The sequence below is a fragment of the Rubrivirga litoralis genome (assembly GCF_031846415.1).
GTDB classification, from domain to species: domain Bacteria; phylum Bacteroidota; class Rhodothermia; order Rhodothermales; family Rubricoccaceae; genus Rubrivirga; species Rubrivirga litoralis.
The window spans coordinates 37,962-51,265 of record NZ_JAVRHT010000017.1 but is presented as its reverse complement, the minus strand read 5'-3'; the positions used below and the strand labels follow the sequence as shown (position 1 = coordinate 51,265).

General features: G+C 68.7%; 12 protein-coding genes. All 12 read left to right on the top strand.

Features of this window, described 5'->3' with window-relative positions:
- The first annotated feature begins 2 nt into the window (after window positions 1-2).
- Window positions 3-788 (top strand): SLBB domain-containing protein, encoded by a 786-nt coding sequence (locus RM540_RS08695; protein WP_311663163.1) that lies wholly within the window; start codon window positions 3-5, stop codon window positions 786-788.
- 12 nt (window positions 789-800) lie between these two features.
- The gene (gene rfbB, locus RM540_RS08690; RefSeq protein WP_311663162.1) at window positions 801-1,859 is read left to right on the top strand and encodes a dTDP-glucose 4,6-dehydratase; all 1,059 of its coding nucleotides are present in this window, start codon (window positions 801-803) and stop codon (window positions 1,857-1,859) included.
- 67 nt (window positions 1,860-1,926) lie between these two features.
- Window positions 1,927-2,808, top strand: a complete 882-nt coding sequence (gene rfbA / locus RM540_RS08685; protein ID WP_311663161.1) for a glucose-1-phosphate thymidylyltransferase RfbA — start codon at window positions 1,927-1,929, stop codon at window positions 2,806-2,808.
- Window positions 2,809-3,418: 610 nt separating this feature from the next.
- The gene (locus RM540_RS08680) at window positions 3,419-3,847 is read left to right on the top strand and encodes a sugar 3,4-ketoisomerase (RefSeq protein ID WP_311663160.1); all 429 of its coding nucleotides are present in this window, start codon (window positions 3,419-3,421) and stop codon (window positions 3,845-3,847) included.
- Window positions 3,843-4,949 (top strand): DegT/DnrJ/EryC1/StrS family aminotransferase, encoded by a 1,107-nt coding sequence (locus RM540_RS08675; RefSeq protein WP_349256310.1) that lies wholly within the window; start codon window positions 3,843-3,845, stop codon window positions 4,947-4,949. Before RM540_RS08680 ends, RM540_RS08675 begins: the two co-directional genes overlap by 5 nt.
- Window positions 4,946-6,514 carry an O-antigen translocase gene (locus RM540_RS08670; protein ID WP_311663158.1) on the top strand — a complete coding sequence of 523 codons (1,569 nt, stop codon included), beginning with the start codon at window positions 4,946-4,948 and terminating at the stop codon, window positions 6,512-6,514. The genes RM540_RS08675 and RM540_RS08670 overlap by 4 nt, the downstream gene beginning before the upstream one ends.
- A complete protein-coding gene (locus RM540_RS08665; protein ID WP_311663157.1) occupies window positions 6,511-7,464 on the top strand; it encodes a glycosyltransferase family 2 protein in 954 nt (317 codons plus the stop codon). The genes RM540_RS08670 and RM540_RS08665 overlap by 4 nt, the downstream gene beginning before the upstream one ends.
- Window positions 7,461-8,447 carry a glycosyltransferase family 2 protein gene (locus RM540_RS08660; protein WP_311663156.1) on the top strand — a complete coding sequence of 329 codons (987 nt, stop codon included), beginning with the start codon at window positions 7,461-7,463 and terminating at the stop codon, window positions 8,445-8,447. The genes RM540_RS08665 and RM540_RS08660 overlap by 4 nt, the downstream gene beginning before the upstream one ends.
- Window positions 8,444-9,655 carry a glycosyltransferase gene (locus RM540_RS08655; protein WP_311663155.1) on the top strand — a complete coding sequence of 404 codons (1,212 nt, stop codon included), beginning with the start codon at window positions 8,444-8,446 and terminating at the stop codon, window positions 9,653-9,655. Before RM540_RS08660 ends, RM540_RS08655 begins: the two co-directional genes overlap by 4 nt.
- Before the next feature lie 96 nt (window positions 9,656-9,751).
- A complete protein-coding gene (locus RM540_RS08650) occupies window positions 9,752-10,936 on the top strand; it encodes a hypothetical protein (RefSeq protein WP_311663154.1) in 1,185 nt (394 codons plus the stop codon).
- Window positions 10,933-12,090: a glycosyltransferase family 4 protein gene (locus tag RM540_RS08645; protein WP_311663153.1), complete on the top strand. Its 1,158-nt coding sequence runs from the start codon at window positions 10,933-10,935 to the stop codon at window positions 12,088-12,090. The genes RM540_RS08650 and RM540_RS08645 overlap by 4 nt, the downstream gene beginning before the upstream one ends.
- Complete coding sequence (locus RM540_RS08640; protein ID WP_311663152.1) at window positions 12,087-13,298, top strand: glycosyltransferase family 4 protein; 1,212 nt, start codon at window positions 12,087-12,089, stop codon at window positions 13,296-13,298. Before RM540_RS08645 ends, RM540_RS08640 begins: the two co-directional genes overlap by 4 nt.
- Window positions 13,299-13,304: the final 6 nt, after the last annotated feature.

The window sequence follows — 13,304 nt, the reverse complement described above, 5'->3', positions numbered from 1 at the left end:
CCATGCTACTCCGCCCCGCCCTCACGGCGCTCGTTTTGGCCGCGGCCCTCGCCGCCCCCCCCGCCCTCGCCCAGACGATCGGGCGCGTCGAGGGTCGCGAGGCTACGACGGGCGGGTACTACGTGAACGCCCGTCCGGGGGAGCCCACGACGCGCGTCTACGTCTGGGGCGGGGTTCAGAATCCCGGCGTCTACGAGGTAGGAAGTGGGTTCGACGTCCAGGGCGTGCTCTCGCTGGCCGGCCTGTCCGTCGAGGCCGAGCAGGAGCCGGGCGACCCCGAGGTGTACGTCCGCGTGTACCGGCCGAGTGAAGGCCGACTGCTCTACAACGCGCCGGTCTCGCAGTTCGTCGTCGAGCCAGAGGCCCACCCCGCCCTCACCGAAGGAGACGTGCTGACGGTGGGTGTCGAGGCCGTTGCACGCGTCGATGTGTGGGGGGCCGTTCAGCAGCCGGGGCTCTACGAAGTCGGACCGGAGGTCGACGCGCAGGGGATCCTGTCGCTGGCGGGTGGCCCGCTCCTGCCGCCTCTGTTCAACAACGACAAACGGGAGGTGACCGTCCGCTACGTCCGTCCCGGACTTGAGGAGCCGCTGTTCGAGGGGGCGCTCGACGCCTTTGCGCGCAGCCGGGTATCCCTCCCACCCCCCCAGGACGGCGACGTGATCGAGGTGGCGGTTCGCCAGCGGTCGGGGACCACGTTCCGCGACGTGATCGGGATCGCGGGCGGCGTAGCCGGGCTCGTCACTGCCGCCGTCGTCATCGTCTCGCAGCTCTCCGGCAGCAACTAGGCCGCCCCGCCCATGCGCATCCTCGTCACCGGCGGCGCCGGCTTTATCGGCTCGGCCCTCGTCCGCCACCTCGTTCGGGAAACCGACCATTCGGTCGTCAACGTCGACGCGCTGACGTACGCGGGGCACCCGTCGACCGTCGCGCCGGTCGCGGGCAGCGACCGCTACGCGTTCGAGCACGTGGACGTCGCGGACGCCGCCGAGGTCGCCCGCGTGTTCCGCGAGCACGCGCCAGACGCCGTCGTGCACCTCGCGGCCGAGAGCCACGTCGACCGCTCGATCGACGGCCCGGCCGACTTTGTGCGCACCAACGTGGTCGGGACCTACACGCTCCTCGAAGCGGCCCGCGCGCACCGCGACCGTCTCTCGGGCGGGGCGGCTGACGCCTTCCGCTTCGTCCACGTCTCGACAGACGAGGTGTACGGGACATTGGGCGAGAGCGACCTGTTTACCGAGACGACGCCGTACGCCCCGAACTCGCCGTACTCGGCGACGAAGGCCGCCTCGGACCACCTCGCCCGGGCGTGGCACCACACGTTCGGGCTTCCGGTCGTGACCACGAACTGCTCCAACAACTACGGGCCGTACCAGTACCCCGAGAAGCTGGTCCCGGTCGTGATCCTGAACGCGTTGCGCGGCCGGCCCATCCCGGTTTACGGGAGCGGCCAGAACGTCCGCGACTGGCTGTTCGTGGACGACCACGTGCGTGCACTCGTCCGCGTGCTCGAGCGGGGCGCGCCGGGCGAGACCTACAACGTGGGCGGTCACAACGAGCGGACGAACCTGGACGTGGTTGAGACTCTCTGCGGGCACCTGGACCGGCTGGCGCCGGAGCGCGCGCCGGACGGCGGTTACGGCTCGCTCGTCGAGCACGTCCGTGACCGGCCAGGCCACGACTTCCGCTATGCCATCGACGCCGGCAAGATCGGGCGGGATCTGGACTGGACGCCGGACGAGACGTTCGAGAGCGGGATGGAGCGGACGGTTCGGTGGTACCTCGACCACGCCGACTGGTGCGAGACCGTCCTCCGCGACCGCTACGACCTGGAGCGCCTCGGCGCCGCGGCGTAACGTCGCCCCCGCCCGCCACCCCGCCCGCGGGCGGGGCGGCTCACCCCCGACACGGCTCGACCCCGACATGAAAGGCATCGTCCTCGCCGGAGGCTCCGGCACTCGCCTCTACCCCATCACGCAGGGCGTGAGCAAGCAGCTGCTCCCGGTCTACGACAAGCCGATGGTGTACTACCCGCTGACGACGCTGATGCTGGCCGGCATCCGCGACGTGCTCCTGATCTCGACGCCCACGGACCTCCCGCACTTCCAGCGGCTCCTGGGCGACGGGGCGGGGTGGGGCATGTCGCTCTCGTACGCCGAGCAGCCGTCGCCGGACGGGCTCGCGCAGGCGTTCACGATCGGCCGTGACTTTGTGGGCGCGGACCGCGTGGCGCTGGTGTTGGGCGACAACATCTTCTACGGGGCGGGGCTCCAGGACATGCTCGGCCGCGCGGCCGAGCGCGAGCGGGGTGCGACGGTCTTCGGGTACCGGGTCTCGGACCCCGAGCGCTACGGAGTGGTCTCGTTCGACGACGACGGGCAGGCGGTGTCGATCGAGGAGAAGCCCTCCGTGCCGCGCTCGCACTACGCCGTGACGGGGCTCTACTTCTACGACAACGACGTGCTGGACGTCGCGGCCGGGCTCGCGCCGTCGGCGCGGGGCGAGTACGAGATTACCGACGTGAACCGGGTCTACCTCGAGCGCGGCGACCTCGCCGTCGAGCGGATGGGGCGGGGCTTCGCGTGGCTCGACACGGGGACGCACGAGAGCCTACTCCAGGCCGGCAACTTCGTCGAGACCATCGAGCAGCGGCAGGGGCAGAAGATCGCGTGCCCCGAGGAGGTGGCCTTCGAGCAGGGGTGGATCTCGGCCGAGGATGTCGAGCGGCTGGCCGCCCAGCTCGCGAAGAACGCGTACGGGCAGTACCTGCTGCGCTTGGCCGCCGAGGCGGAGGTGGTGGCATGAGCGCGTCCGCCCCGTCCAGCGTTCACCCTGACGCCGCTCTCCACTCTCACGCCCTTGTCGACGATGGTGCCACTGTTGGCGCGCGTACGCGCGTGTGGGCGTTTGCGCACATCGCGGCCGGAGCCGCCGTCGGTGCCGACTGCAACGTGTGCGACCATACGTTTGTCGAGGGCGGCGCCATCGTAGGAGACCGCGTGACGGTGAAGTGCGGCGTGTACCTGTGGGATGGTGTTTGCGTGGAGGACGACGTCTTTATTGGTCCGAGTGCTGTGTTTACGAACGACCTCCTACCTCGGAGCCGGCGCCGACCCGAGCAGTACGACCAGACTGTTTTATCCGAAGGATGCAGCATCGGCGCAAACGCGACAGTCTTGGCGGGTCGGCGGGTCGGACGGTGGGCGCTTGTCGGGGCGGCGGCGCTCATCACGCGGGACGTGCCAGACTTTGCGCTCGTTGTTGGGAGCCCCGCGCGCATCGTGGGCTGGGTGGGCCGAGACGGAACGCGGCTGGCGTTTGACGAGAGGGGTCGCGCGCAGGACCGAGAAGGGACTGCCTACGCGCTAGACAACTCGCGCGAGGCGGTGCGCGAGCTAAGCCCAGAGGAGGTGGAATGAGCCGCCCCGTCCCCCATGCGTCGGTCCAAGACTGCGTCCTCATCGACCTCCCTAAGATGACGGACCCCCGCGGGAACCTCACGTTCATCGAGGGGGGAGGGCACGTGCCTTTCGAGATCCGGCGCGTGTTCTACGTCTATGACGTACCAACCGGGACCAATCGAGGGGCTCACGCACACCGCAGCCTCCACCAATTCATCGTCTGCCTCTCCGGCAGCCTGGACGTCCGTGTCGACGATGGAGAGGCGGAGGAGACTATCCACATCAACCGGCCGTGGCGGGGTCTCCACATTCCTCCAATGATTTGGGCATCAGAGGTCAACTTTGACCCCGGGTCCATCTACCTCGTGCTTGCGTCGGACCATTACGATGAGGCCGACTACATCCGCGACTACGACAACTTCCTCCACGCCGTCCGTGATTGATTCCAACGTTCCGTTTCTCGACCTCCACGCGGCCTACGACGAACTCCGCGGCAACCTCGACGCCGCCTACCGGCGCGTGATGGAATCGGGGTGGTACGTGGGCGGGGCGGAGGTCGAGACGTTCGAGGCGGAGTTCGCCGCCTACTGCGGCGCCGAGTACTGCGTCGGCGTCGGGAACGGGCTCGAAGCCATTCACCTCCTCCTCCGGGCGTACGGAGTAGAGGAAGGCGACGAAGTGATCGTCCCATCGAACACGTACATCGCGACGTGGCTCGCGGCCACTTACACCAATGCGAGGCCGGTTCCGGTCGAGCCTGACGCGGCCACGTACAACCTGGACCCCGCCTGCCTCGAAGCCGCCATCACGCCGCGGACGAAGGCGATCGTCGCCGTGCACCTCTATGGGCAGCCGGCGGACATGGACCCGATTCGGGAGGTGGCCCGCCGCCACGGCGTGCCGGTGATCGAAGACGCCGCGCAGGCCCACGGCGCTCGCTACCACGGCCGCCGCGTCGGAGCGCTCGGCGACGCGGCCGCCTTCAGCTTCTACCCCGGTAAGAACCTGGGCGCCTTTGGCGATGCCGGCGCCATAACGACCGACGACGCCGACCTCGCCGACCGTGTCCGCGTGCTTCGTAACTACGGGTCCCGCGAGAAATACCGCAACGAGGTCGTCGGCTTCAACTCGCGCCTCGACCCGCTCCAGGCGGCGTTCCTCCGCGTTAAGCTCGCTCACCTGGACGCCTGGAACGCACGTCGCTCTGCAGTCGCTGATCGTTACCTCGACGGCTTGAGCGACGTGGGCGGGGTGGTCCTGCCTTATGTGCTGAGCGGGGTGGATCCCGTATGGCACCTGTTTGTCGTCCGCCACGCCCGGCGCGACGCGCTCGCAGCCCACCTCGCGGGGCGGGGCGTTCAGACACTCGTCCATTATCCGGTCCCGCCGCATCTCCAGCCGGCGTATGCGGATCTCGCAATGGGGGAGGGGAGCCTCCCTGTGGCGGAGGCGGTCCACCGCGAGGTCCTAAGCCTTCCGATTGGCCCCCACCTGAGTCCCGAGGGTGCGGCACGGGTAGTCCAGGCGGTCCGGTCCTTCGGATGAGCACCGAGCAGCCGGTGGCCGCGGCCGCGCCGAGTCAGATTGAGGAGGAGGGCCAGCCGCTCTCGGACGAGCCCACGTATCGGTCTATCCTCCGCGCGACATCGATCGTCGGGGGGGGGAGCCTAATTACGATCCTCGTCGGGCTCGCCCGGGCAAAGGGCGTCGCCCTCCTCATCGGTCCGGCGGGCCTGGGGATCATCGGGTTGCTGACGTCTGTGATGACGACGGCGACGACCGTTCTCGGGCTGGGGCTGGCCAGCAGCAGCGTCCGCTCAGTGGCAGCGGCAGTAGGAGACCCCGCCGCCCTCGGTGCGATTCGCCGTGCACTCTGGCGGTCCAATGTTCTGCTCGGCCTCGTAGGCCTCGCCGCCTTGTCCCTGCTGAGCGTCCCCATCGCGCGGTACGTCTTCGGCTCGGGTGCCCGGGCGGCCGACGTGGCGTGGGTGAGCGTCGGCGTGTTAGCCGCTCTCGTGGCTGGGGCGCAGATGGCCCTGCTCCAGGGGCTCCGGCGGACCGGCGACCTTGCGCGGGCGAGCGTCACCGGGGCGGTCGTCGCCGCTGCCGCCGGGCTGACGCTGCTGGCGATCTTCCGGAGCGACGGAATTCGGTGGTTCGTGATCTCAACCCCAGTAGCCACTATGGGGGCTGCCTTTTGGTTTACACGCTCGCTCCGCCCGGTGCGGGGTGCCGCCGCCCCGCCCGGGGCGGCTGTGTGGTCCCAGTGGCGCGCCATGATCAGCCTCGGCTGGGTGCTGATGGTGGCCGGCGTCGCGGGCGGGGTGGTCGATCTCTTCGTCCGGTCGGTCCTCGCCCGTCACCTCGGCGTCGACGCGGCCGGCCAATACCAGGCAGCCTCCGCCATCTCGATCCAGTACCTCGGGCTGATTCTAGGAGCGATGGCAGCCGACTACTATCCGCGCCTCGCTCAAGTCGCGGACCGCCCAGAGGCGTTCCGGGCGGCCGTCAACGAGCAGCTGGAGGTGGCCGTGCTGCTGGCTGGACCTCTTTTGCTCGCCGTGTTAGGGCTGGCCCCGTGGGTCCTCACCGCCCTCTACTCGTCCGACTTCCGCGCCGGCGACGACCTCCTGCGTGGGCTCGTGGTCGCCGACGTGCTGAAGATGGCGACTTGGACGATCGGGTTCGCCCTTCTCGCGAGGGGGCGGTCTGCAGCGTTCCTCGCTCTCGAGCTAACGGGGCAGGCGGTGTTCGCGGGTGCCACGCACCTCCTCGTCCCCCGCGTGGGATTGGTCGGAGTGGGGGCCGCATTCTGCCTCTATCTCGTGTGGAGCGTCGCCATCGGCTGGGGAGGCGTCCGCCCGTGGCACGGCGTGTCCATGCACCGTCGGCCGGCCTTCTACCTCGCCGCCCTCCTCGGCGCGGCTATTCTAACGGCGGGGGCCTCCCAGGTATCCGACGGGGCGTCAGCTGCGGTGGGGCTGGCGCTGTCGGCCTTGGCGGCCTCGTTCGCGATCCACCGCTTCCGCGAGATGGATGCGATGCCCTCTGTCGCAGGCCGTCTCAGCCGGCTCCTCAGTATGGTCCGCAGACCACCCCGCCCCGAATGAGCCGCACCATCCCCGTCACCGTCGTGATCCCGAACTACAACTCGGGGGCGTACCTCGTCGAGTGCGTCGAATCCATCAATAGAGGCACTCGGCCGGAGCAGATCGTGATCGTCGACGACGTATCTACCGACGGGTCCGACGAGGTGGCCAGCCACCTCGCTTCCGAGTACGGCAACGTCGAGGTGGTGAGGAGGGATGAGAATGGCGGGGCGGTCGAGGCCCGCCGGACCGGCGTCAAACGAGCTGCGTGTGACTGGATTGCGCTCGTCGACGCTGACGACACAGTAGAGGAGGGAGCCGTAGCCGCGGCCTTCGACCGAGTCCTCGACACGGGGTGTGACCTATGCGTCTGGCAGTTGTGGAAGACTGATGGTGAGCGCCTGTGGCACCTTGTCCCGCTCGACCCGGCTGACTTTCCGATGACGGGCCGGGAAGCGGCTCGCCGAACGCTCGGAGGTTGGCAGATGCACCCCCTTGGCCTCGCCCGAAAATCACTTTATGCCGACGCATACGCTGGCTTCCGCGAGCCCGGCTACAACGCGGACGAGCTTCTCACACGCCGGGTGCTCTTGCGTGCGACGGCTGTCGGGCTGTGCAACAAAAAGTACTTCTACCGGCTCAACCCCTCTTCGACCTCGGTAGGCCTCCACCGGCACCGGGTCGACGTGCTGGACTCGCAGAGGTGGCTCGTTCGGTTCACGATCGAGAACTTCAGCCGTCCTGACGTCATTCGAGCAGTCGAGGTCGCTATCGGGACGGGGTGGGCCACCTACCAGCAGCGCCGCGCGCTCGGCACGTCCGAAGTGCGTCGGAGGATGTCAGGGCTGATGACGGAACTGGGCCATCACATGCAGTTGCGCGACTGGCCTCGCATGCGGCCGGGCCACATCGTTGCCTACATTTTCCTCCGCACCTGGAGCCGACTCCCCACCGGGGGAGTCAAAACATGAGCGAACTGCCTTTCCTCGGCGGAGAGGGCGAACTGCCCCTCGTGAGCGTCGTGATCCCTTCGTACAACCACGAAGCGTATGTAGCACGGTCCATCCAGAGCGTGCTCGACCAGACGTATCCCCACATCGAACTCGTCGTCGTCGACGACGGGTCAACGGATGGGTCGTGGGAGGAGGTCCAGCGCGTGCAAGAGGCGACCAATCGGCGATTCGAAGCGTTCCAGAAGGGAAACGGGGGCGTGTCGTCGACGCTGAACTACGGAATTGCACGGACGCGCGGCAGCTTGGTAGCTGTACTCGCGTCAGATGACTACTTCCTCCCCTCGAAGATCGAGAAGCAGGTCACGGCCCTCGCGGCCCTTGGCCCAGACTACGGACTGATCCACACGTCAGCGTACAATGACCACATGGACGGGCGGCTCATCGACATCACTGGGCTGTATCCGGCGGCGAAGGGCGCCCAATTCTTCGAGCTCGTGTCGCTCCAGGTCACTGCCGTCGCCCCATCCGTACTGTTCAAGAGAGAGGTGTATGAGGAGGTAGGAGGGTTTGACGAGTCGCTCGTTGCGGAGGACCTCGATTTCTATGCAGCGATTGCCTTTCACGGGCACAAGCTCCATTACATCCCCGAGCCTCTGGTGGTCAAAACGTACACGGGAAGCAATCTGGGTCTGAACGTGGAGGGGAACTTTGAGGCTCACCTGAGGACGGTCCATAAATACGAGTCCCACTTGGATGCAGAGGAGTATTCTGTAGCGCTCGCCAACGTGTACCTCTCGAAGGGCCGCTCAGCGGCCGGCTCAGGCCGCCGCCTTTTGGCACTCGGGGCCTACCGGGAGGCCGCACGGCTCCAGAAAAGTCCGCGTCCCTACGCTGAATGGGTAACCCGATCTGCCCGCAGCCTCACGCTCGGTCTGCTCCCGGCGTCGCTCCGTTCGTGGCTCCGAGGCCTGCGGGCGGTGAGGTCACAACCGCTCCTATGACTGTACTGTTCGTCAACTGGGAGGGGCCGAACACACGGTACCTCGAGTCTCTCTTCCTCCCGCTCCTAACCGGAGCCCTTCGCGGCGGCGACCAGCTCCGCGTGCTCCACTTCGGGTGGGATCAGGCGCACCGCGAGGATGAGGCGAAGCGGCTCGCAGCCAAGGCTGGCGTGGACCTCCGGTTCGTCTCCGTGTGGCGGCGCCCGCTCGGGCCGGCCACGTTGGCGAGCGTCGGGCGGGGGGCGCTCGCCGTCGCTAGCGAAGTGCGGCGACACAGGGTCGACGTGGTCATGCCGCGGAGCAACCTGTGTGCAGGGATGGCGCTAGGCGCCCGCCGCCTCGCCCCACCCGCAGGCCTCCTTTACGACGCGGACGGCTTAATGGCCGACGAGCGTGCCGACTTCGGGGGCTGGAGCCGGGACGGGAAGGCGTACCGGCTCCTCCGAGCCTTCGAAGACAGGGCGGTCGCCCAGGCTGACGCCGTCGTTACGCGGACCGAATGGGCAGTCGGTGTCCTGGCTGAGCGGGCGGGGCGGGACCTCGGCGGGCGTGCCTTCGTGGTCTCGAACGGCCGCGACCCCAACGTCTTCGCGCCGGGAATGGAGAGCGACCGCTCGCGGACGCGCCAGGAACTCGGCGTGGCGCTCGCTGCCCCGCTCCTCGTCTACGCCGGCAGTATGGGACCTCAGTACCGCGTTGGCGACATGATCGCGCTGTTCAGCGCCGTCTGCCGCCGCCGTCCCGATGCTCGGTTCTTGCTCCTGACGGGGGAGCCGGACCTGGCCCGCCCGCTCGTTGAGGCGAGCGGGGTGGGCGGGGCCGCCATCGTGCGGCGCGTTCCTCCGCTGGAGGTCCCGCGCTATCTCGCGGCAGCCGACGTCGGCCTCGCCCTACGTACCCCCTTCTTCTCGCAGCGCGCCGTGGCTCCGGTCAAAATCGCTGAGTACCTCCTGTGCGGGGTGCCGACGGTGGCCTCTGCCGGGATTGGAGAGGGGGTGGCCGTCGAAGGCGTGGGGTTCCTCGTCGCGGGGGGGCGGGGGGACTGGATGGAGCTCGCTGCCGACTGGATCATATCGGACGTTATCTCAAAACGGGAAGCATACCGCGGCCGGGCAAGAGCGCGGGGCGTTGAGCGGTTCAGCCTCGACCGGAGCACGAGCGAGTATCGTCGAGCGTTCGATGCCGTCCGCCCCGCCCACTCCAACTAGGGATTGGCAGTCGGATTTACCCGATCCTACCGATTGGTGTCGGAGCCGTCCATTTACATTGCTGGTGTCCTTCGGCGTTGGTGCAGGTAATCCGCTGTGCGAACTCAAACCATCCTGCTCCTGCTCCTCATCGCGCTTGCGAAGCTCGCCGTCGTCATCTTCGTCCATGTATGGTCGGTCGACGTGGGGATGGGAGGGTTGAGCCCCATCATACTCGGAGGCGACGACGGAATTACGTACCGGCGGATCGCGGGCCACGTAGCGGAGACCGGGCGGCTTCCGGGGGCGCCGAACGTGTGGCCACTCGCCATTGGGCTTCTCATGCACTGGATGGGCCTCCGGGGCTTGTTCCTGTTCAAAGCATTCCTGTTTGTCGCCTCGGTCCTCGTCCTGGTCTATGGGCTCCGCCTCCTCGACCGGCTGTCGTGGGAAGCTACGCGGCAGCGGCCATCCGTTCGGTCTCAGGCTGTCACATTGGTGCTTCTCGGTCTGTTCCCTACGGTTGTGTATTACGGCTCGTTCTCGATCTACCGCGACCTCATGATCTACGCGTCCTATCTCGCGTGCGCGTACTACGGGTACGAGGTGTTCGTCCGGAGGGCGCGGGGTGGCATCGGGCTCGTGATCTCATTAGGCGGCCTCTTTGCGTTCCGGTGGTACGCGGCCGTCGCGTTCGTCGCAGGAACGGTTGCGTGGTTAGGCGTCGTGGGGCTCCGGCAGAGCCGGCGGAAGGGGGCCATTCTGGCTTCGGGGGCGGCCCTCGGCCTCCTGATGCTTGCCTTGCTCGTGCGTATGAACTTCTTTGCCGACTTCATGCACTACCTCCGTTTTCGGCAGACTTTTGAGGCGATGGAGGGAGGGTCGACGTTGGGTATCGATTTCGCGTCGGCCACTACTCCCTGGGGATTCCTCGCTCTCTACGCGTACAGCTTCGTGTCGAATGCGGTCGGGCCGCTCCCCTTCCAGGTGAACAGCCTGTCGACGCTGGTTGGGTTCGTGTTTGAAGTCCCGGTTATTGCGTACGCGCTTTACCGCGTCTTCCGGGGGCAGGTACGCAAGACGCCGGGAGGTCGGTACCTCCTCCTCCTCGCACTCGCCTGGTTCGGCCTGATCGCGATCTACAACGACAACCTCGGGACGGCCCTCCGGCTCCGGGTTCTTGGCATGCAGCTCGTGTTCCTCGTCTTCGCGTGCGAACTGTGGGTAGCCCAGCTCAGGCGACGGAGCCTTACTGCGCGCCGGCAGGCACGGCCCGCGGCTCTCGTGGCTCAGGTGGTATGACCGGCGCGGCCTCAGCGGACCGGGGGAGCCCCGCCGCCCCGCCGCCGGACCGCTCGACGGGCCGGCTCCTGATGCTGACGCGGTACGGCGACCTGGGGTCGAGCAGCCGGGTCCGCGGGAGCCAGTTCGTCCCCGCCCTCCGCCGGGCGGGGTGGCGGGTGGAGCGGGCGGGGCTGCTCGACGATGCCTACGTCCGCCGCCTCTACGAGACGGGGGGGCGCCGGCCGGACCGGCTCGCCTGGGCCTACCTCCGGCGGGCTGCCCGGCTCCTCGGGCGCGCGGACCACGACTTGATCTGGGTCGAGAAGGAACTGCTCCCGTTCGTCCCGTACGCCGCCGAGCGGGCGCTTTTCAGGGGGCGGCCCTACGTAGTCGACTACGACGACGCTACATTCCACACGTACGACACCCACCGCCGCGCGGCTGTCCGCCGCGTGTTCGGCCGGAAGGTGGACCGTTTGATGCGAGGTGCACGGACGGTCGTTGCGGGAAACGGCTACCTTGCCGCTCGGGCGAGGACGGCCGGAGCTCGGCACATTGAGGTGCTCCCGAGCGTAGTCGACCTCGACTGCTACGGGCCGGTAGCGCCCTTGCCCGAAGGGCCATTTACTATCGGGTGGATCGGGTCCCCCGGCTCGCAGCGGGTGCTCCACGTCCTCCGGGACGTCCTCGCTAGAGAGGCTGCCCGCCCCGATACGCGCGTAGTCCTCGTCGGTGTCGAGGGGCGCCCGCTCGGTGACGTCCCGGTCGAGGTCCGGCCGTGGAGCGGGGCGACGGAGGTGGCTGAGATGGGGCGCTTCCACGTCGGAATCATGCCGCTCCCGGACGAGCCGTGGGAGCGGGGGAAGTGCGGGTTCAAGCTCGTCCAATGCATGGCCGCCGGGCGCCCGGTCGTCGCCTCGCCCGTCGGCGTTAACGCCGAGATCGTGACGGACGGGTGGAACGGGTTCCTCGCCGACGGCCCCGACGCGTGGCACGCGGCGTTCGATCGGCTCCGCGCCGACCGCTCCTTGGGCCAGACGATGGGGGAGCGGGGCCGCGCCCGCGTCCGCGACGGGTACTCTCTCGCGAGCGTGGCCCCCCGGCTCGACGCCACGCTCCGAGAGGCCGCCGGCCTCACGCCGGGCGCCCCCCGACTTGACCCTACGCCATGACCGCGCCGTTCGTCGCCCGCCACCCCGCCCCTCGCCTCGGCCGTCCTACGGCGGGGCGGCAAACCGTTGCCTTCGTTGGGAACCAGCCTTTTGCGCTGGCCCGGTTCAGGACCCTCCTCGTCCGCGACCTGACGACAGCCGGGCACCGGGTCGTCGTGTTTTCGCCGGGGTGGGACTGCGACCCCGCGTCGCGCGACGTTCTGCAGGCGGCCGGCGCCGAGACGGCGCCGATCGCGTTCGACCGCTCGAAAGGGAGCCTCACCTACGAGGCCCGCTCCGTCCTCTCGATCCGCCGGGCGCTCCGCGGCCTCCGCCCCGACGCCGTCTTCTCTCACTTCGTCAAGCCCGTCCTCTACACGGCGGTCGCGACGGCCGGGCTCGGGATTCCCCGCCGGGTGGCGATGATCGAGGGGCTCGGGGTCAGCGGTGGCGGGAACGGGAAGCGGCGGCGGGTCCTCGCAGCCGCCTACCGCGTGGCCGGCACCGCCTACGACACATTGTTCGTCCTCAACGCCGAGGACGAGGCGTACTTCCGCGACGATGTCGGGCTGCGAGCGGACCGTCTGCGGCGGGTCGAGGGGATGGGCATCGACCTCGACCAGTTCGCACCCGCCCCGCCCCCGGGCCGCCCCGCTCCGACGTTCCTCTACGTCGGTCGGATGCTAGAGCAGAAGGGGGTGTGGGACTTCGTCGAGGCCGCGCGCCGCGTGAAGGCCGAGCACCCGGGCACCCGGTTCGTCATGCTGGGCGGGGCGGACGACAGCTACGACGCCGTTTCGGAAGCGGAGCTCCGCCGGCGCACGGACGCCGCTGGCGTCGAATGGCGGGGCCACGTCGACGACGTCGAGGGCTGGCTCCGCGAGGCCGACGTGTTCGTGCTCCCGTCGTTCTACCGCGAGGGCTACCCGCGGAGCATCATGGAGGCCATGGCGACCGGCCGCGCCGTCATCACGACGGACAACCCCGGGTGCCGCGAGGCCGTGGCTGACGGCGTCAACGGGCTCGTCGTGCCGCCCCGCGACCCGGCCGCCCTGGCCGACGCCATGCAGTCGCTCGTGGGCCGCCCCGCCCGCGTGGCCCGGATGGGGGAGGAGGGGCGGCGCTTGGCCGAGGAGCGCTACGACTACCGCCGGATCAACGCGATCGTCATGGGGGCTCTTCTGGGAGAGCCGGTCCGCGAGCCGGTCGCGGGCGGGGTGGGGCGGTGACCGTTT

Coding starts and splice junctions, on each gene's coding strand:
- RM540_RS08695 (WP_311663163.1), top strand. CDS start 3: ATGCTACTCCGCCCCGCCCTCACGGCGCTCGTTTTGGCCGCGGCCCTC.
- rfbB (WP_311663162.1), top strand. CDS start 801: ATGCGCATCCTCGTCACCGGCGGCGCCGGCTTTATCGGCTCGGCCCTC.
- rfbA (WP_311663161.1), top strand. CDS start 1,927: ATGAAAGGCATCGTCCTCGCCGGAGGCTCCGGCACTCGCCTCTACCCC.
- RM540_RS08680 (WP_311663160.1), top strand. CDS start 3,419: ATGAGCCGCCCCGTCCCCCATGCGTCGGTCCAAGACTGCGTCCTCATC.
- RM540_RS08670 (WP_311663158.1), top strand. CDS start 4,946: ATGAGCACCGAGCAGCCGGTGGCCGCGGCCGCGCCGAGTCAGATTGAG.
- RM540_RS08665 (WP_311663157.1), top strand. CDS start 6,511: ATGAGCCGCACCATCCCCGTCACCGTCGTGATCCCGAACTACAACTCG.
- RM540_RS08660 (WP_311663156.1), top strand. CDS start 7,461: ATGAGCGAACTGCCTTTCCTCGGCGGAGAGGGCGAACTGCCCCTCGTG.
- RM540_RS08655 (WP_311663155.1), top strand. CDS start 8,444: ATGACTGTACTGTTCGTCAACTGGGAGGGGCCGAACACACGGTACCTC.
- RM540_RS08645 (WP_311663153.1), top strand. CDS start 10,933: ATGACCGGCGCGGCCTCAGCGGACCGGGGGAGCCCCGCCGCCCCGCCG.
- RM540_RS08640 (WP_311663152.1), top strand. CDS start 12,087: ATGACCGCGCCGTTCGTCGCCCGCCACCCCGCCCCTCGCCTCGGCCGT.